This is a genomic window from Prevotella sp. P6B4 (assembly GCF_000619985.1).
In the GTDB taxonomy this organism is placed as follows: domain Bacteria; phylum Bacteroidota; class Bacteroidia; order Bacteroidales; family Bacteroidaceae; genus Prevotella.
Genome location: NZ_JHVE01000003.1, coordinates 211,677 through 230,398, shown reverse-complemented (window position 1 = coordinate 230,398; position 18,722 = coordinate 211,677). Strand labels below are relative to the sequence as shown.

The following is an 18,722-nucleotide window of genomic DNA, read 5'->3' as shown; positions in this document are numbered from 1 at the left end:
ACAATCAACTCATTATAAACATGAAACAAGTCTTTTTCTCAGTTGTTTTCATACTCCTTTCAGCGACAGCTGTCTGGGGGCAGCCAACATCAGCTATCGACCAGTTGAAGGCCGATCCTCGTAAAGCATACGGCAACGACTATCCGTACCAGTTGGCAATTCCTCGACTCACAAAGGCACCAAGTGGATACAAGCCCTTTTACATCAGTCACTACGCACGGCATGGCTCACGCTACTACTGGAGCAGTTCGCTCTACAAAGAACTCGACACCCTGCTTACTACTGCTCATCAGAAACAGTTGCTCACTCCCGTGGGCGAGACTTTCCGCCAGAAGTTCATGGCAGCCAAACAGGAACTACAAACAGGTGTCAGCGAACTCACCGAACTGGGATGGCAACAGCATCAGGGCATCGCCCGCATCATGTACAACAACTTCCCCGAGGTTTTCAAGAAGGGCGGCAATGTGCTGGCCGTATCGTCGCTGGTAGGCCGTTGCGTGCTCAGCATGTCGGCCTTCTGTCAGGAGCTGGTGCAATGCAATCCCAAACTTGAAATCCGCGAGCAATCATCACGCTTCACTCTTGATGCCGTAGTGCCTACCGACGGACAGAATCCAGTGAAGCACAACTACCCCAGATACGTCAAGCCCCGCTACGAGAAGAACATGAAAAACTTTAAGCGCGAGCACGGGCTACGCGACAAGATTGCCAAACGCATGTTCGTGAGCACCGAAGGGTTGCCTGGCAACATCCACCACATCACCAGCAACCTTATCAACCTCTACACCTCGCTGCCCAGCATTGGTCACGAGGGCATGATGGAAGGTATTATGAGCGACGAGGAAATAGCCTCTGAGTGGGAAGGTGGGAACTTGGGATCCTACTCATGGGTATTCGGTCCGCAGTATCAGATGATTCCTATCTTGCAGGATATTCTGCAGAAAGCCTCTGCTGCTATCGATGGCAGTAGCGACCATGTGGCCGACCTGCGTTTCGGGCACGACACCTGCATCGGCCCGCTTACCGTGCTCATGGGCATCAATGGTGCCGACCTCGACCCCGAAGACCCCTACGAGGTAAAGAACATCTATCAAAACTGGGAAACCTGCAAGGCTTCTAACATCCAGCTCATCTTCTACCGCAGCAACAAGCCTGGTGCCGACACCTTAGTGAAATGCCTACTCAATGGCAACGAGGCCAAGCTGCCTGTTCCAACCCAGAGCTATCCCTATTATAAATGGTCCGACTTCCTGCAATTCTATACCCAGCGTTGCAACAAATGATACCCTAACACTAACTCTGCTTTAGTATAACACTAACCCCGCTATAGTATGATACTATCGCGGGGTTAGTGTTAGGGTAAGAAATGGATTTCCCTGGTTATTTTTTGTAGATAGTGACGGTACCACCATCGCTTTGGGCATAGTCGATAAGCAACTGCTGAATGTATTGGGCATTAGCCAATACACGGGCCTCGTCACCATCATAGCCGTTAATGAGCACTACAAGGTGAGTGGTACTAAGCGTCATCTTGGTACGCTCATGGTCACTGGTAGGCGTGCCTACCCCACCCTCTGCATCACGGTACACGGGCAGACCGGCTATATTCAAAGGACCACGCCCTATACCTTCATAAGGCTCGCCCTCGCGGCCAACACCTAACACAAGTTCACCTCCCACGAACTTATCGGCATCAAAACCGCCAATGCTATAGCCATAGGCTATCGAAGCAAGGTTTACGAGGTCGACCAGCGTATCAATCTGATACAACTCCTTGCCCTGCAACATGCGGCGGATGAGCTGTTCGCTGGCTGGACGATAGCGCGAAGGATCCTTGCCACAACGCTTATAAACTGCACGGGTGGCAGCAATACTGGGTTGCAACTTAACGCTCTCGGTAGTCAGTTCGCTACGCAGGCGCTGTTCCACTTGGTGGATGGCATTCCAAAGGCGGTCGTTATATGGCGTATTGACCACCTGAGCCTCAACGCAGGCACCTACAAACTCGGGGCACACGCTGGAAATCTCATCAGAAACTCTAACCTGTATCATTGCTGCATCTCCTGAATAGCGTCGCGGCATTGCTCCATGAGCCAACGAGGGGTGCTGGTGGCTCCACAGATACCTACGCTATGGATACCATCAAGCCACGAAGGGTCAATCTCCTGAGGGGCTTCGACAAGGTGAGAATTAGGGTTAACACTCAGACACTCATTGTAGAGCACTTTTCCATTTGAGCTCTTACGTCCGCACACGAATAAGATAAGGTCGTGCTTGGCAGCAAACTGCGAGATATTGGGCATGCGGTTGGCCACCGAACGACAGATGGTATCAAAGCTCTTGAAAGTGGCCGTTGGCGAGATATGCGTCTTAATATAGTCGATAATACAACGGAACTCGTCGAGCGACTTAGTAGTCTGCGAATAGAGATAGATGTCGCGCGAGAAATCCAGTTTAGTCACCTCGTCACTACTCTCAATAACAATGGCTCTCGACTGGGTTTGTCCTACAAGCCCAAGCACTTCGGCATGACCTTTCTTGCCGAAGATGACAATCTGGGCAGGGGATTGTACCTCACCCGCAAACGTATTGGAGTCATATTGTTCTTTTATACGTTTCTGAAGTTTGAGTACCACAGGACAAGTGGCATCGATAATCTCAATGTCGTTCTGACGAGCCAGTTCGTAGGTCTCAGGAGGTTCGCCATGGGCACGCAGCAATACTTTGGCATGATGCAGCTGGCGCATCTCGTCGTGATTGATGGTAATAAGCCCCATCTCACGTAGGCGCTCGCACTCCATACCGTTATGTACAATATCGCCCAGACAATAAAGCTTTTCGCCTTTGGCAAGCTCCTCCTCGGCTTTCTTGATGGCGGTGGTCACTCCGAAACAAAAGCCACTGCCGTTATCAATCTCAATCTGAATCATTTCTTTAATAAGTCAAAATACATATCCAATAAATCCTGCGCAGCCACAAAACTTGTCTTCTGCCCAGCCAGCACCAACTGTTCAGCAGGTTGCAACTGAGCACGGATGGCGGGATTGTTGTAGAAGTTAAGGCGTAGCTGCTCATTGATGCTCTCATACATCCAGTATTTCGACTGCTCGTTACGTCGATAGTCGAAGTAGCCATTGGCCTTGACAAAGTCGATATACTGGTAGATCATGTCAAAGATTTCCTTGATACCCGTGCCATAGAAACCGCTGTAGCAGAGCACCTGTGGTGTCCAGCCACTATCAGGCATAGGGAAGAAGTGAAGCGCATTTCGGAAGTTGGTAGCAGCCATCTGGCAACGGTCCACATTATCACCATCACACTTATTGATAACTATACCATCCGAGATCTCCATGATACCACGCTTGATGCCTTGCAACTCGTCGCCCGTACCCGCCACCTGAATAAGCAGGAAGAAATCCACCATCGAGTGGCAGGCGGTCTCGCTCTGTCCCACGCCTACGGTCTCAACAAAAATCTTATCAAATCCTGCAGCCTCGCAAAGGATGATAGTCTCACGCGTCTTGCGCGCCACACCGCCCAACGAGCCTGCCGATGGGCTGGGACGGATAAACGACGACGGATGCTGCGCCAGCTTCTCCATACGAGTCTTATCCCCCAGAATAGAGCCCTTAGAACGTTCACTACTGGGATCGATAGCCAGCACAGCCAACTTTCCGCCCTTCTCCTTGAGCACATGCATCCCAAACTCATCAATCGATGTGCTTTTACCAGCACCTGGCACACCACTGATTCCAATACGAACGGAGTTACCACTATAGGGCAGACACTTATTGATGACCTCCTGCGCCCGCGCTTGATGATCAGGATTCGTACTTTCGATAAGGGTGACAGCCTGTGAGAGGATAGTAACATCGCCTTTGAGCACTCCCTCAACCATTTCGCCTACCGAGAGTTCTCGCCGACGATTGCGCTTGAGGTAGGGATTGACAATAGGAGGCTGGTTGACCCCACTGTTCACCTGCAGACCTGCATATTCTGAACTGTTTTCCGGATGTTCCATACAATGAAGAATAAAGGGGTTATTTCTTAATGTTGATATTGACCACCACCTTAGCATGGTCAGGATCGTTGGTAATCATGAGGATACGCGGACGTGTGCGAAGCTTCTGAAGTTCATCGGCATAGCCCGTAATCTTCAGATGGGCACTCTGTCCTGGTTCAATAACACTCTTAGAAAGGGTTACCTTCAGACCACCGGTAAAGAGCTGAAGCGAAGTAATCTTCAGTGATGAATGTCCCATATTTGATAGCGCCACAGTAGCCGACTTCTTGCTCTTACCTCCGAAATCAGTAAAGTCAACATCGGTACTCGACATCTGTAGCTGTGGTGCCAAGTCTTTATTGCCCTTCTCAAACTGCTTCATATCGGGCAGCAATACGGTCACCACCTCGATGGCATTCTCCTGCTTCACCTTGTCACCAGGGTTATGCGCCATATAGAGCGTGGTCTTGTTCAGGCCATAGTCGCGCAGCTTGTCAGAGAGCAACTTCACAGTGATAGTGGCCGAACGACCAGGCAGCAGATGATCAGGACTGGTAATGGCCGAGAGATACGGTGGCAGATGCATCAGGTTAGGTCGCAAGGCTTTCTTACCATTATTAAAGAGGTGTATCTCCTTCACAGGCACATCGCCCTTATTGATATCATCAAACTCGATGGCATCGGCATCCATCAGCAGGTCGCCCAAAGCAATGGGATAGTCGCCCGAATAATCCCTGTAGTCCGACTTCACCACACCTTTCATGGTGAGGTAGAACGGTTTTTTAGTACCGTTGCTCTTCACCAGGCACATCTTTTGGAAATGGCCCAACTGTCGTGCATCGTAGGTCATCCTGATGGTAAACCTGTCACCCACGCCCACCTCCTTAGGATACTCGATACGCGTACAGCCACAATCAGGCTTTACACTCTCGATAACCAGTCGGCGCAGACCTTTATTACGCAGTTCGAACGTGGCAGTGATGGGCTGTTCGTAGCCCGTAGCCCCTACATCGATAGTAGTGGTCTTGACTGTCAGGCGCTGCGCCTGCGCGTCGCACACGAAGCATTGTACAAAGAACAATGATAAATAGATATACTTTGGAATTCTCATCTTTATTTAGTAATATTAATTGTTTGCGAATGGGTTACAGCACGGAACTCAGGCGAGTAGGCGCACTCTACTGTTGCAGTACCTGTCTCGTAGGTTCCTGCACGATCTATGTAGTATTCTGTTTCAATCACATGGGTACCCTTCGATAGCATATCGTAGAAGTAGCATGTGATGTTATCACGAGGAGTGATGTAACCACCATGATGATAACCACTGAGTTGTTTGATTGGTTCCATACATGCAGCACGCTTGTCTACCATCTGAACAAAGTCGTAGTCACGATCGGCAGTGATGGTGATACGTACCTTCACACGATCACCAACCTTCAAATCCTTATTCAGGATTTCTCTCTTGATGGTCAATCCGTTACCGTGATCAGCAATATTTTCCGTCTTCTGGAAGAACTGGGCATAGACAGCACCCCATGATGTACCATCACTGGTCTTGCGGATGGTGAGGCGCTTGCCCTTGGGCAACTGGGTCTTCACGTAGCCCAGAGCAGCCGTAGCCTTAGGCTGAGCCACCGTGCGTGCATCGAGGTTGATGGTAGCCTTTGGCTGGTTCTGTACCAAACGGAACTCCTGTCCTCTGAGGAAAGCATATACTGCATTCACACTATTGATTGGAGTATCCCATGCCTGAGTGCGCTTCTGCTGAAGCAACCAGCGCTGCATCTCGTCGATGGTCTGGAAGTCATCAGGCGTTATCATTTGAAGCGCCTCGATAGCAATACTCTGAGTTGGTATCTTATAGTCGAACCATGAGTAACCAGCACGTGGCGTGTCGTAATAGCGCCCCATATCCTCGCGGAACACGGTGTACTCTTTCAACGACTGGGCATATTCCTTTGCGCGCTGCGTATCAACCTTTGAGAAGATGACAGTCGAGAGAGCTTTGTCGTAGATACTCTGACGTTTGATATCCTTCTTCAGCAACTCGATGAGATAGTCGTTAGCAGCCTGTACATCGGCAGGAAGTGTGCGACCATCAAGAGTAACCAGATAGAGCCACTGCAAAGCCTTGTAACTGGGGAAGCTGACTGTCTCGCCCTTCTTCTCGGCCTTCTTCAGTTCCTTCACCAGATCGACTATCTCGTTGCCCATAAAGCTAAAGGCATTATTAAGCATATCACTTGTAGCACTCTGTTTCTCAGTGAGAGCATTCAGGCGTACCAGCATCTCGCTTACTGCCACAGTCATATAGAACGAGCCAGGCATACCAGGATACCATGTCCAAGCGCCCTCATCATTTTGTAGTTTCTGTAGTTTCTCCACACACTTGTCCAGACGATTATTCATCAGGTTCGCGTCGAAGAAGTTAGCCAGACGATGCTTCTGTTCTGTCTCGTTGTCAGCATCCATCACCCAGGGTGTCTCATTCAGAACCACATCTTTCAGTTCCTGGTTCTTCTCAAGTTGAGATGTGAGCGATGTCTCATGGCCCTTCTCCTGTTGCCAAGCCTCAAACACAGGCTTGATCTGTGGATTATGGTCGATGATATGTTTACCGATACCATTGGCATAGAACGAGGCAGCCAACGAGATGGCATTGTCATCGCGGGGTGCCCCCAGCGTAGGCAGCGCCTGCACCATCAGCCAAACAGGATTATTGGTGTATTCGAGTGTGAGTTTTGTATTCTTGGCACCAGCAGGAACCAGCTTCGAGAGGTCGATAGTCTCTGTACCAGGCTGATGCTGGGTGATAGGCAGGGCGATAGTTACACGCTCGCTGGCAGGTAATACGGGCAGGTAGTGCTGCTCGCCATCGCTGAATCCCTTGCCGCTTACGCTCATCTTGCAGATTAACATTGAACTTTGAAGTTTGAAGTTTGAACTTTCCACATCGAATGTTACAGATGTGGTCTCGCCAGCCTTTAGCGATACTTGCTGAGTCTTCTCGTAGACTACCGCATTGGTCTCGGCATTTATCAATTTCAGTGTTGCCTTGCCTTGCAGGTTCTTAGCGCCTGTGTTATAGATGCGACCAGAGATGGCAGCCTTGTCACCTTCGCGAACAAATCGAGGCATGTTGGGCTGAATCATCACATCTTTCTTGGCCACAGTCTCAGATTGGATGTTACCATAATAGAGTTCGCGCGTGTGAGCGAAACCAAGCAGCTGCCAAGTGGTCAGACTCTCAGGCAGAGTAAACTTGATGGCCACACTACCATCCATATCCGTAGTGAGTTGGGGATAGAAGAAAGCGGTTTCGTTCAGGTTTTCACGCATCTGTACATCTTCTGTTTGATTTTCATCAGAATCAGCACTACCAGCGCTCGAAGTCTCGACAGCCTCCTTGGCGTCTTCCATATCATATTTAACTACAGGAGCAGCAAACTCCACCGTATTTTTAGCCATTGCAGGAGCAGCATCCATCAGCATCATTTCATCCGCTGCCTCAAGTCCCATCGAACGTCCCAACTTAATTCTTGAACCACGAATACTGTACACGCGATAACCATTGGGATAAACATCGCGGTCGAAACGACTGAAACGTATTCCGCTTTCATCAAGCATGTTCCACGAACGAGCGCAACTCTCATAGAAGTTGCGAGTGGCTTGATACTTCCAACTGGTACTTGGCAGTGGAACCCACAGATATGGACTGAACGACCACTGATGCTTAGCTATCTGGTCGAGACTCTGATCATAGAGTGTCGCCATCAGATTGGCGTCAACGGGTTTGCCTTCTGCATCCTTGATGGTCAGCGTCCACTCTTCCTGCTGTCCTGGTGTCAGTCGATCGCGGAATGTAGCCCACTCCAAGGTGAGTTTCTTGTCAGGCATTGGGCGCTGAATCTGCGCTGAATGGGTATAGCACTTGCCGTTCTTCACCCATGCGTAGGTAAGCAGCAGTCCGTTTTCGTACGCATCCTTGTATGTAAACTTGCGATTAATCAACTGATTATTACGATCCACACTCCCCTGTTCTATCAGTTTTTTACCAGAGAAGATGCTGTATACGATATGTACATCCTGAGCTGACGAGCCTACCTGGATAGTAACAGGTGTGCCATCATTGGGGAACTGCCCTGCCGACTGGTAGAACCAATCGTCAGTATCAGTAGCAGGTTTCTCATCGTTGAGCGAGAAGATGACAACAGTCTTTTCTACTGTCTGATCGTCGTATTTAGCCTCCACACAATGCTTGCCTGAAGCCAACTTAGCCAATGTTATCTGCTGATTGGTCTTGGCATTAATCCATTCGCCATTATCTATGCGATAGCGTACCTCTGCATCGATATCCTGCCCTGCGGCATTGCGCAGATGGAATGTAGCTGTGGGCTGATCCTCAACCAACACTTTTTCTGCCACGTCGATGCTCAGTGCTGTTGGGCGATTGCCCAGAGGCAACGACAGCTGACCATGATGTGTTTCGCCAGCCACGTCTGTCACATCGGCCTCAACCACGAAGTTGTAGAACATCGGATGCTCTGATTCAGGCATCGTCAGTGGCATTTTTACTGTAAAGTTACCATCAGCATCGGTGGTAGCCTCGCCAGCAAATATCTCTTTGCCTTGATTGCTATAACCAAAGGCCCCCTCGTCATAATAGCGACTATACGACCACCACCAGAGGGCTGTGCGACGCATTACCTTATAAGCCACTTTGGCATCCTGAACAGGTACACCTGCATAACTTAGTGCAGTACCCTTCACGTCGATTGTATCACCTGCCTTATAGACTTCCTTGTAATCAGCAAAATCTACATGGAATGTGGGACGCTTATACTCCTCTACACGCACACGTAGTGAGTTGTTGTTTACCTGAACGGTGAACATACCTGTCAGTCCGCTTGATGGCAGCGTAAAGTCGACAGCAGCCACACCAAACTCATCAGTCACAGCCTTCTTCTCAGCCACCACCTTATAGTTGGCATCACGCAGTGTAAACGTCATATCCTGCTTTATACATACCGTCTGCTCTGTGCCGTGAATCACCTGATAGGCCAAAGCTGAAGCATGAAGGGTCTGACCAGGGCGATAGATGCTGCGATCAGTAAATATGGCCGTCTGCTTGCGCACACCGTCAGCCTCGTAGTAGTCATAGCGATTAGCGCCGCTCAACACAGCACTTGCCTTGTCATCATTCGTATAGGCAAACACCGTGCGGGTGCGTGTCACATCTTCTGTCGAGAAGATATACTCACCCTTGCTGTTGGTCTCGCCTATGTATGTTTTCTCGTCGCGATAGCTTCTGCGCTCCTTTATCTTGAGGTGTGCACCAGCTATGGGCTGACCTGTTGTGGCATTCACCACCACATAGCGTATGCGGTTATTGGGCTGCGTCTCGGTGATGGTGTACACGTTAGTCACGTGATACATCACACGCACCACCTCAGTCGTGGGGTTACTCTTAAACTCCACCATATACATGCCCACTGGCAGTCCGTCAAGCATCAGCGAATCGTCAAATTCCTCATAAGCAGGGCGGGTAGCGAACTTGATTGTCTTGTTGATTACAGGCCGCCCCAACAGTGGTTTAATCTTAACCCACCCCTTCTCGTTTTGCGGCGAATACTCAAAATCGCCCTCACACTTCACGGGATATACCGTCATAGTGAGTTGCGACAGATTGCGCAGGTCCTTCAGCTCCACCTTCTGTGCCTGCATAGGACGAACCACCTGCAGTTCGTACTGCAATCGGAACTGCGGGTTAGTCAGTCGTGTCTTCTCGTTGCGCAGTTCATTGATAACAGACCACTTGCCCCACTTTGCTACTGCGTCATCAATATAGGTGATCCTCTCTGCCGCAGGTGTGGCATACGACAGGGTATGATAGCGCTCTACAGCCTGTTTTGCATCGAGCAAACTCACTGCCTTTTGGTTGCCCACCTTGCTATAATAGTCGCGCATCAACTGATAGTCTTCCAATTCAGCACCTATCACGCTCAGCATGTCGTTACCAAACACCGATGCGTCAGTACCCAGTATCACAAACGGTTCAAAACTCTTATCCTTCGTCTTGGCCAGCATCTGGCACAGTTCAGGTGTCAGAACGGGTTTCTTATATCCAAGTGCCAGACTATAGTTCTCGTCAGAAATCTGCCACAATACGGTCTGATATACCATCCGTAGCACCTTATCGGTAGCAGCGTTATAGCGATTTACTATACGATTGATCTCAGGCTTCAGCGAGTCGGGAGCGATGGCAGCCATAGTCTGAGCTCCCATAAGCTCAGCCTTCAGCAGTTGTCCGTATTGTTTCTCCTTCTGAGCCTTGGTCACTATCTGCTGCAGTAGCTCGTACTGGGTCTTGGGCAGGTCTTTCTCTTCAGCATCCGACACTTTCTTCCAAAGTGAAGCATACGACTGTCCGAAGATGAACATTGGTATGATCAAAGCTATAGTAATCAATAAAATCTTTCTCATAAAGCCCGTTTTAATTGGTTTAACTATGCAAAGGTAGCGATTATTTTCCAATTTCCTTTGGAAATTATGAATTATTATATTATCTTTGATTTTCGTTTGAAGATATTTTTGTAACTTTGCACCTATGATTAACCAACAATTATTGAATCCGAAGAGCATCGTCGTCATAGGCGGCTCTAACAACGTGCATAAGCCCGGTGGGTCTATCGTGCGTAATATTATCAATGGTGGTTTCGATGGTCCTCTGCACATCGTAAACCCCAAGGAAGATGAAGTGCAGGGGATCAAAGCCTATCATGACGTAAAGGACATACCCGAAACGGATTTGGCCGTGCTGGTAGTTGCCGCTAAGTTCTGTCCTGACTACGTGGACTATCTGTGCGCGGAGAAAGGCGTACGTGCCTTTGTCATCATCTCAGCCGGATTCGGCGAGGAGACCAAGGCGGGTGCGGCATTAGAGCAGCGCATTCTGGATACGTGCAAGAAGTTCGGAGCAGCCCTCATCGGCCCAAACTGTATCGGACTGCTGAACCGCAACCATCATAGCGTGTTCACGCTCCCCATCCCCAACCTGAATCCTCAGGGTGTGGATTTTGTTTCGGGCTCAGGTGCCACCGCAGTTTTCATCTTAGAGAGTGCGGTCATCAAGGGTCTGCAGTTCAACAGCGTATGGAGCATTGGTAATGGCAAGCAGATTGGTATCGAAGATGTACTACAGTATATGGACGAGCATTTTAATGCCGAAACAGATTCGAAGGTCAAGCTGCTCTATATCGAGAATATTTCGAACCCCGACAAGCTCTTATTCCACGCCAGCAGTCTGATCCGCAAGGGTTGTAGGATTGCTGCCATCAAGGCTGGTTCGAGCGAGAGTGGTAGTCGTGCCGCCTCGTCGCATACGGGTGCCATAGCCTCCAGCGACTCTGCTGTCGAAGCCCTGTTCCGCAAGGCAGGCATTGTACGTTGCTTCTCGCGCGAGGAGCTGACCACCGTAGGCTGTATCTTTACGCTTCCAGAACTGAAGGGTAAGAACTTTGCCATCGTCACCCATGCAGGTGGCCCAGGTGTGATGCTGACCGATGCCCTTTCGAAAGGCGGTCTGAACGTGCCCTCGCTCACCAGCGATGTGTCTGACGAGATAAAAGCAGCAGCCGAGGAACTGAAATCCAAGCTCTTCCCTGGTTCATCGGTAGCCAACCCTATTGATTTCTTAGCCACAGGAACAGCTGAGCAATTAGGCATGGTGATAGACTATTGCGAAAACAAGTTTGATAATATCGACGCCATTGCCGTTATCTACGGCACCCCAGGACTCACCCAGCTCTACGAGGCCTACGATGTGCTCGATCAGAAAATCAAGGAATGTAAGAAACCTATCTTCCCAGTTCTGCCCAGTCTGCATACCGCAGGTCCTGAGGTGGCAGAATTCCTGAAACGCGGCCATGTGAACTTCAGCGACGAGGTGACCCTTGCCACAGCCCTCAGTCAGATCATGCGCACGCCAAAGCCAGCACCACCCGAGGTGCAGCTTTATGGTATCGACCTTCCCCGACTCTATAAGATTATCAGCAGTGTTACAGATAACGGTTATGTTTCGCCACAAACCGTACGCGACATTCTGTCGTGTGCAGGCATCCCCCTGGTACCCGAGATGGTCAGCACATCGAAGGATGAGCTGATTGCCTTTGCCGAGAACGTAGGCTATCCTGTGGTGGCCAAGGTGGTTGGTCCTATCCACAAGAGCGATGTGGGTGGTGTGGCCCTGAACATCCGCACCCCAGAGCACCTGGCTCTTGAGTTCGACCGTATGATGAAAATCAAGGATGCCACAGGCGTGATGGTACAGAAGATGATGAAGGGTACCGAACTGTTTATCGGTGCTAAATACGAGAACCGTTTCGGCCATGTCATCCTCTGCGGTTTAGGCGGCATCTTTGTCGAGGTGCTGAAGGACGTATCAAGCGGTCTGGCCCCATTGAGTTACGACGAGGCCTACTCAATGATTCACTCACTGAAGGGTTATAAGATCCTGAAAGGTACACGCGGACAGAAGGGTATCAACGAGCAGAAGTTTGCCGAGATTATCGTACGACTCTCTACCCTGCTGCGTTTCGCCATCGAGATCAAAGAGATGGACATCAACCCCTTGTTGGCTGACGAGAACGACGTAGTAGCCGTCGACGCAAGAATACTGATTGAGAAATGAGAACAGCGATAGTAGGCGGAGGGGCGGCTGGATTCTTCTTAGCCGTTAACCTCAAAGAGATGTGCCCCGATATGGACATCACCATCTTCGAGAAATCGAAGAAGGTGCTGGCCAAGGTCGAGGTGTCAGGTGGTGGCAGATGCAACTGCACCAACTCGTTCGAGGCCGTGAGCGATCTGCAACAGGTGTACCCCCGTGGGCACCGGCTGCTGAAACGGCTCTTCAAGACCTTCGATTACCGTGATGCCTACCAGTGGTTTGAAAGCCACGGGATAAAGCTCACCACCCAGGACGATCATTGCGTATTCCCCGCCTCGCAGGATTCGCACACCATCATTAATCTCTTCTTAGCCGAAGCGCGCAGAAAGCACATCGACATCCGCACGCAGCGCAAAATCGAGAGCCTCGATGAGCTGAGCGATTTCGATTTCAAGGTCATCACCACAGGTGGCGGTACCGCAGCTATGGCTGGTGTTCCAACCATCGAGCCCGTACCCTCGCTCTTTACTTTCACCATCAACGACGAAGCCTTGCGCGCCTTGATGGGCACCGTGGTCGAAGATGCCACAGCCTCTATCCCTGGCACTAAGTTCCGTAGTAACGGACCACTGCTCATCACCCACTGGGGCATGAGCGGACCAGCCATTCTGAAGCTCAGCAGTTATGCCGCCCGCGACTTGCACGGGCACAACTATCAGATGCCTTTGGCTGTGAACTGGACCTCGCTCAAGGAGCCCGACATCCAGCAGGAGCTGCGCACCATCATCGCCCAGCATCCACAGAAGCAGATAGCCACCATCCGTCCTTTTGGTCTGCCCAGCCGTTTGTGGGATTACCTCGTGGCCAAGACCCTTGGCGAGCGTGCCCAGAACCGTTGGCAGAACCTGAACCAGAAGGAGCTGAACCGCCTGACCAATGCCCTGTGCAATGATCAGTACCAGATAGCAGGCCGTTCAGCCTTTAAGGACGAGTTTGTGACCTGTGGCGGTATCGATTTGGCGAGCGTCAATCCCAACACCTTAGAAAGCAAGCACCTCCCCAGCGTTTATTTCGCTGGAGAGGTGCTCGATATCGATGGTATCACAGGCGGCTTTAATTTCCAGGCCGCTTGGACCACCGCTTATACTGTAGCCTGCGCCATTAGTCAACAAGCTCGTTGTAGTCAGTCTCCTTCTGAGGGATAACCCATGTCCAGGCATTGCCGTCCTCAGGATTGATGGTTACGGCAAAGTCTGACTTGAAGCTACCACCCTGAGCATTGGTCTTACGAACGATGGAGTCACCCCAACGCTTGTAGTCGAACCAGTCGTTACCCTCGCCCCACAGATCGAAGCGGCGATACAACTTGATTTCGTCCATCAGCTCGTCGCCAGTCTTGGTGCTCTTGGTGTAGGCATCATCGTACTGGGCCACAGCCTCATACAACAGCTCCTGAGCCTCAGCCTCCTTGTTCAGGTGACAGTCAGCCTCAGCCTCTGTGTACAGCATCTCGGCATAACGGATGAGTGGGAACGAACCACCACCAGGATAGAAGGCCACCATAAACTTAAACTGCATATAGGCATATACATGCGATTCGCTATACAAGCAATCCGGATAGTCTTTACGTGCGCGATTATACAAACTCTTTTGGCTGCGACCAGCGGCATTACACTCGGCATACTCAGCATCGGTAGGAACCAGATATAAGTATCTGCGTTTGTCAGTTTCAGGAATCTGGTCAATCAGTTCCTTACTGATAGCCACAGGATACTTGCAACAGTTGGTGGTGCTCGAGTTACAACCGATATAAGCAAAGAAACTATAGTAGTTCAGGTTCTGTAATTCATCTTCATACACGCCCCAGATCCATTCATCATTCGCAGAATGGAAACCACCATTGATATAATCGTCAAGCGTCATCTGCGCATGGCCTTCACGAGCCAAAGCGGCATAGGTAGCAGCAGTCTGCCAGTCCTCACGGTTCAGTGCGGCCTTGGCATAGATGGCATAAGCCACATCCAATCCAGGCTGGTAGAACTTCTCGCGCTCTACACCACTCTTTTTGTACAGAGCGATAGCCTCGTCCAGGTCCTTATAAATCTGAGCGTAGGTCTCTGCCTGAGTAGCGAGTTTCTGGGCACCCAGACTCTCGTCGATACGCAGCACGATACCATCGGTGTCGCCCTGATAGTCGCTCCAGCGATAGGTGTAGAGCTGAGCCAGGCGGAAGAATGAGTAAGCACGGAAAGTAAGTGCCTGAGCCTTCAGGAAAGCCTTATCGGCCTCTGTGCCTTCTGCATCATCCACATGGCAGATAATGGCGTTGGCATTGCTCACCAGCTTATAATAGTAGAACCAAGGATAAACGGTATAAGTCGAGGTAGGACGCAGGTGGTAGTTGTTGTTCCATACGTTAGCCCAACCGGTATTAGCGCACTTCTGGGCATCGTTACCATTGAATGTGCCGTACCAGTTCAGGATGGTGCCCTCGCCGTTCAGACCCTGTGTGCTCAAATACTGTGACGACATAGCCTTGCACAGTCCGTTCACAGCCAGTTCGATATTCTCGGTAGTACCCAGTACTTTTTCTTTATCCTTCTGAGCCTCAGGAGTGGTATCCAGATAATCGCTCGAACAAGCGCTAAGCCCCAGTGCAGCGATACAAATATATAAATACTTTCTCATAATTTTCTTTTTACTTTTTTACCTTTTTACCTTTAGAATTTCACGTTCACGCCCGCTGAGAATACACGAGATGTCACGAAGGTAGCCGACTGAGTACCATTGAAGCTCATCTGTGGACTCAATCCCTTACGAGCAGCCAGCGTAAACAGGTTCTCGCAAGTCAGTGTCACCATCACGTTCTCCATGCCTGCCTTACGCACCAGATCCTTTGGCAGGTTGTACGAGAGGTTTACGTTCTTCAGAATCAGATAGCTGGCGCTGGTCAGCCAACGCGAAGAGGTGCTGTTCAAGTCTGCCTCCAGACCACTCACAATCTGTGGTGAATCGCTCAGCATGGGCACACCATTACGATCGATAGCGTCGTAGTCAGTAGCCTGCTCGCTGGTCCACCCCTTCAGTACATCCTTGTGCAGCGATGTTGGCGTACCACCCGAGGTCATCAGTGTCTGGTAGTTGCTGTCCATAATCTTGCCGCCCAACTGATAGGTAAACAATGTGTAGAACTGGAAATCCTTGTAGTTAACGCTGAAGTTAAAGCTACCAAAGGCAGTAGGCATGGCCGAACCCTGGAACTCGCGCTTACCATAGGTAGTAAGATACGAGTAAGGCACACCGTCGATCACAACTACGGCATTCAAGTTACTACCCTTAATCTGGGTTCCTTCGGTATTACCATAGGTAGTGCCGTCGAGTGTGAAGAAGTAGTCGTCATCGTTAAACTTATACAGTGAGAAACCGTTCTTGGTGTTGATACCCTCCCAGGTGTAGGTATAGAACTGATAGCGGTCCATGCCCTCAACAATCTTCTTGGTACCATCGATGATACCACCCTTATTCTGCTCAGGCAGCTTTACCACCTTATTCTTCTCGAAGGTAATGCTGGCACCCACGTTCAGTTTCCACTCCTTGGTCTTCAGCACGTCCATATCAGCCGAGAGCTCTACACCATGGTTCGAGATGGTACCCAGGTTTCTGGTAACCACACTCTCTGCCGAAGAAGTGCTGGTAGCACCTGCTGAGAGGGGATTATAAACATTAAAGATCAGGTCCTTATTGCGCTTATCGAAGTACTCCACGCTGAAGTTCAGTTTGTTCAGCAGGCGACCCTCGATGGCGACACCCCACGACTGTCCGGTCTCCCACTTCAGGTCCTCGTTAGGCAGCTGTGCATTGTAGAAGGCACCCTTGTGGTCGTTCAGAGCAGGATTATACAAGGCCATATAGCCATAGTAGTCCGAACCAGAGTCGTTACCTACCTCACCATAGTCGGCACGCACCTTCAGGTAGTTCACCCAGCGGTACTCCTTCATCCACTTCTCGTTCGATACTACCCAGTTAGCACCAGTGCTCCAGAAGTTACCCCAACGGGATTTCTTTGAGAAGCGTGATGAACCATCGCGACGGAACGAGAACTCAATGTTATAACGACTATCGTAACCATAGCGCACACGTCCCAGATACGATTCTGTGTGATAGGTCTCGTTGTAGTCTCTCGATATCACAGGCTCAGCAAAGTTGATCAAGTTGTTCAAGCCTGGCTCAATCTCAGTATTCTTAGTAACATAAAGCTCGTTTACGGTATAGTCGTAGTTCTCATGAGCCAGCAGGGCGTCGATAGAGTGTACACCATACTCATGGTTCCAGTGCAGCTGCTGCTGGAATGCGTAGTTCTTATAGCGATAGTCGCGACGACGACCACGACCGTTGTTACCCTTACCATCGCCAATCACAGCGCTATCGTAAGCACTCTCCGAGCTGTTGCGCAGGTTCAGGTTACCCTTCAACGTAAAAGTGAAGTTGTAAGGCAGTATAAAGTTAGCGTAGGCAATACCATTCACGGTGTTACGTGTGGTCTTATCCTGATTCAGCTCATTCTCCCAGATCACATGACGATTCTGATACTGGTTACGTGTAGCCATTACCTGCCCGTTATCATCTGTATACGAACCGCTGTCGTACTGCTTGTTTCCGTATTTGTCCAGATAATACTCACCAGTATATATGTTATGCGCATGTACAGGATATACGGGCGAAATCTTACGACAGAAGTTGAAGGGGTTACTGTAGGCATCACCCGTACCATAGGTAGAATCAAAGTTCTGGTGGGTGGCGTTGATATTCAGTCCAGCCTTGAACCAAGGAGCGGGATTAACATTGGTTGTCAATCGGGCTGAGAGACGGTCGAAGCCCGAAGTCTTCAGATAGCCCTGCTCATCGAGATAACCCAGCGAAATCAGGTAGTCGCTCTTCTCACTGGCGCCATTCACATTAAAGTTGTATTCCTGGCGGTAGCCGTTACGGATGGTCTGCTTGTACCAGTCCAGATCCTCACCGTAGGTACCCAGCATCTGGGCATCGCTCACCATCTTGCCATTGGCGTCAAACAAGGCGTTGTCGGCCTTATTGAATATGTTGAGCAGCACGCGGTCCTCAATCAGATGCTCTGATGCGTAGGTAGCAGCGGTAGCAGCATCGGCACCTGTGGTCATCTTATTATTCTTCATGTTCAGCCACTGAGCCTCCATCCACTCGCGAGCACCCAAGCGATCGTACTCAGAGATACCACGGCTGTAGGTACCCTGCTTAATGTCCAGGGTTACGTTCATCTTACCTTGCTTACCCTTCTTGGTGGTAATCAGAATCACACCGTTCGAGGCACGGTTACCATAGAGGGCGGCTGATGCAGCATCCTTCAGTACCGACATGCTCTCGATGTCCTGAGGGTTCAGGTCGCTGATGTTACCATTATAGGGCACACCATCCAGAATGTACAGCGGACTTGTGCTACCATTCACGGTTCCCACGCCACGAATGCGGATACTTGGATCGGAACCAGGTGCACCAACACTGCTGTTCACCTGTACACCAGTCACTGTTCCTTCGAGTGCCGAAGCTACCGAAGTGGTAGGACGCAGCTCAATGGCCTCGCTCTTCACCTCCTGAATCGATCCGGTAAGCGATGTCTTCTTCTGTGTACCGTAGGCCACAACAACCACCTCGTCGAGGGTGTGTACATCATTTCTCAACTGAATCTTTAAAGTTTTTGTGCTTACTGCCACCTCCAGTGGTTCCATGCCCACATAGGTGATACGCAGTGTTTTCATACCTTCAGGTACTTCGAGTGTGAAGTTACCATCATAATCGGTAATGGTACCAATGTTGGCATTACCAACCACCTGAATGGTGGCGCCAATAATCGGCTCGTTATCCTCATAACTTACCACTGTACCAGTAACCGTTGTCTGTGCCAGCGCCATCCCCACACTTAGGAACAGCCCAGCCAACATCATACTGAGTCTTTTCATTTAATAAATAATGTTGTATAAATAAATATTAGTAATTACTATCATTTTTTTAAAACCA

General features: G+C 50.0%; 10 protein-coding genes. 3 read left to right on the top strand and 7 right to left on the bottom strand.

Annotation, left to right across the window (positions count from 1 at the left end; genetic code table 11):
- Window positions 1-20 precede the first annotated feature (20 nt).
- Entirely contained in the window at window positions 21-1,283 is a 1,263-nt protein-coding gene (locus T491_RS0103235) for a hypothetical protein (RefSeq protein ID WP_028902603.1), read from the top strand.
- A gap of 97 nt (window positions 1,284-1,380) precedes the next feature.
- Here the strand turns inward: T491_RS0103235 and T491_RS0103230 are convergent, their stop codons facing one another.
- From T491_RS0103230 to T491_RS0103210, 5 genes are read right to left on the bottom strand one after another with little or no spacing between them, the layout of a single operon-like run.
- Window positions 1,381-2,049 (bottom strand): B3/4 domain-containing protein, encoded by a 669-nt coding sequence (locus T491_RS0103230; protein WP_028902602.1) that lies wholly within the window; start codon window positions 2,047-2,049, stop codon window positions 1,381-1,383.
- Window positions 2,049-2,930 carry a 4-hydroxy-3-methylbut-2-enyl diphosphate reductase gene (locus tag T491_RS0103225; protein ID WP_028902601.1) on the bottom strand — a complete coding sequence of 294 codons (882 nt, stop codon included), beginning with the start codon at window positions 2,928-2,930 and terminating at the stop codon, window positions 2,049-2,051. The genes T491_RS0103230 and T491_RS0103225 overlap by 1 nt, the downstream gene beginning before the upstream one ends.
- Window positions 2,927-4,021 carry a methylmalonyl Co-A mutase-associated GTPase MeaB gene (gene meaB / locus T491_RS0103220; RefSeq protein ID WP_028902600.1) on the bottom strand — a complete coding sequence of 365 codons (1,095 nt, stop codon included), beginning with the start codon at window positions 4,019-4,021 and terminating at the stop codon, window positions 2,927-2,929. The genes T491_RS0103225 and meaB overlap by 4 nt, the downstream gene beginning before the upstream one ends.
- A gap of 19 nt (window positions 4,022-4,040) precedes the next feature.
- Window positions 4,041-5,114, bottom strand: coding sequence for a DUF1573 domain-containing protein (locus tag T491_RS0103215; RefSeq protein WP_081773219.1), 1,074 nt, complete (start codon window positions 5,112-5,114; stop codon window positions 4,041-4,043).
- A gap of 2 nt (window positions 5,115-5,116) precedes the next feature.
- On the bottom strand, window positions 5,117-10,486 hold the full coding sequence (locus T491_RS0103210; protein WP_028902598.1) for an alpha-2-macroglobulin family protein: 5,370 nt from the start codon (window positions 10,484-10,486) through the stop codon (window positions 5,117-5,119).
- A gap of 124 nt (window positions 10,487-10,610) precedes the next feature.
- On the opposite strand from T491_RS0103210, the gene T491_RS0103205 reads away from it, so the two are divergent.
- Both T491_RS0103205 and T491_RS0103200 read left to right on the top strand, forming a co-directional pair.
- Window positions 10,611-12,692 carry an acetate--CoA ligase family protein gene (locus tag T491_RS0103205; protein WP_028902597.1) on the top strand — a complete coding sequence of 694 codons (2,082 nt, stop codon included), beginning with the start codon at window positions 10,611-10,613 and terminating at the stop codon, window positions 12,690-12,692.
- Window positions 12,689-13,876, top strand: coding sequence for an NAD(P)/FAD-dependent oxidoreductase (locus tag T491_RS0103200; RefSeq protein WP_028902596.1), 1,188 nt, complete (start codon window positions 12,689-12,691; stop codon window positions 13,874-13,876). Before T491_RS0103205 ends, T491_RS0103200 begins: the two co-directional genes overlap by 4 nt.
- Here T491_RS0103200 and T491_RS0103195 read toward each other — a convergent pair.
- Together T491_RS0103195 and T491_RS0103190 are read right to left on the bottom strand one after the other, a co-directional pair.
- Window positions 13,833-15,359 (bottom strand): RagB/SusD family nutrient uptake outer membrane protein, encoded by a 1,527-nt coding sequence (locus T491_RS0103195; protein WP_028902595.1) that lies wholly within the window; start codon window positions 15,357-15,359, stop codon window positions 13,833-13,835. The genes T491_RS0103200 and T491_RS0103195 overlap by 44 nt on opposite strands.
- 32 nt (window positions 15,360-15,391) lie before the next feature.
- Window positions 15,392-18,664: a SusC/RagA family TonB-linked outer membrane protein gene (locus tag T491_RS0103190; RefSeq protein WP_028902594.1), complete on the bottom strand. Its 3,273-nt coding sequence runs from the start codon at window positions 18,662-18,664 to the stop codon at window positions 15,392-15,394.
- Window positions 18,665-18,722: the final 58 nt, after the last annotated feature.

Bases quoted from the DNA above. Each gene is read 5' to 3' on its own strand.
- T491_RS0103225 (WP_028902601.1), bottom strand. From the start codon at position 2,930: ATGATTCAGATTGAGATTGATAACGGCAGTGGCTTTTGTTTCGGAGTG.
- T491_RS0103205 (WP_028902597.1), top strand. From the start codon at position 10,611: ATGATTAACCAACAATTATTGAATCCGAAGAGCATCGTCGTCATAGGC.
- T491_RS0103210 (WP_028902598.1), bottom strand. From the start codon at position 10,486: ATGAGAAAGATTTTATTGATTACTATAGCTTTGATCATACCAATGTTC.
- T491_RS0103215 (WP_081773219.1), bottom strand. From the start codon at position 5,114: ATGAGAATTCCAAAGTATATCTATTTATCATTGTTCTTTGTACAATGC.
- T491_RS0103195 (WP_028902595.1), bottom strand. From the start codon at position 15,359: ATGAGAAAGTATTTATATATTTGTATCGCTGCACTGGGGCTTAGCGCT.
- meaB (WP_028902600.1), bottom strand. From the start codon at position 4,021: ATGGAACATCCGGAAAACAGTTCAGAATATGCAGGTCTGCAGGTGAAC.
- T491_RS0103200 (WP_028902596.1), top strand. From the start codon at position 12,689: ATGAGAACAGCGATAGTAGGCGGAGGGGCGGCTGGATTCTTCTTAGCC.
- T491_RS0103235 (WP_028902603.1), top strand. From the start codon at position 21: ATGAAACAAGTCTTTTTCTCAGTTGTTTTCATACTCCTTTCAGCGACA.
- T491_RS0103190 (WP_028902594.1), bottom strand. From the start codon at position 18,664: ATGAAAAGACTCAGTATGATGTTGGCTGGGCTGTTCCTAAGTGTGGGG.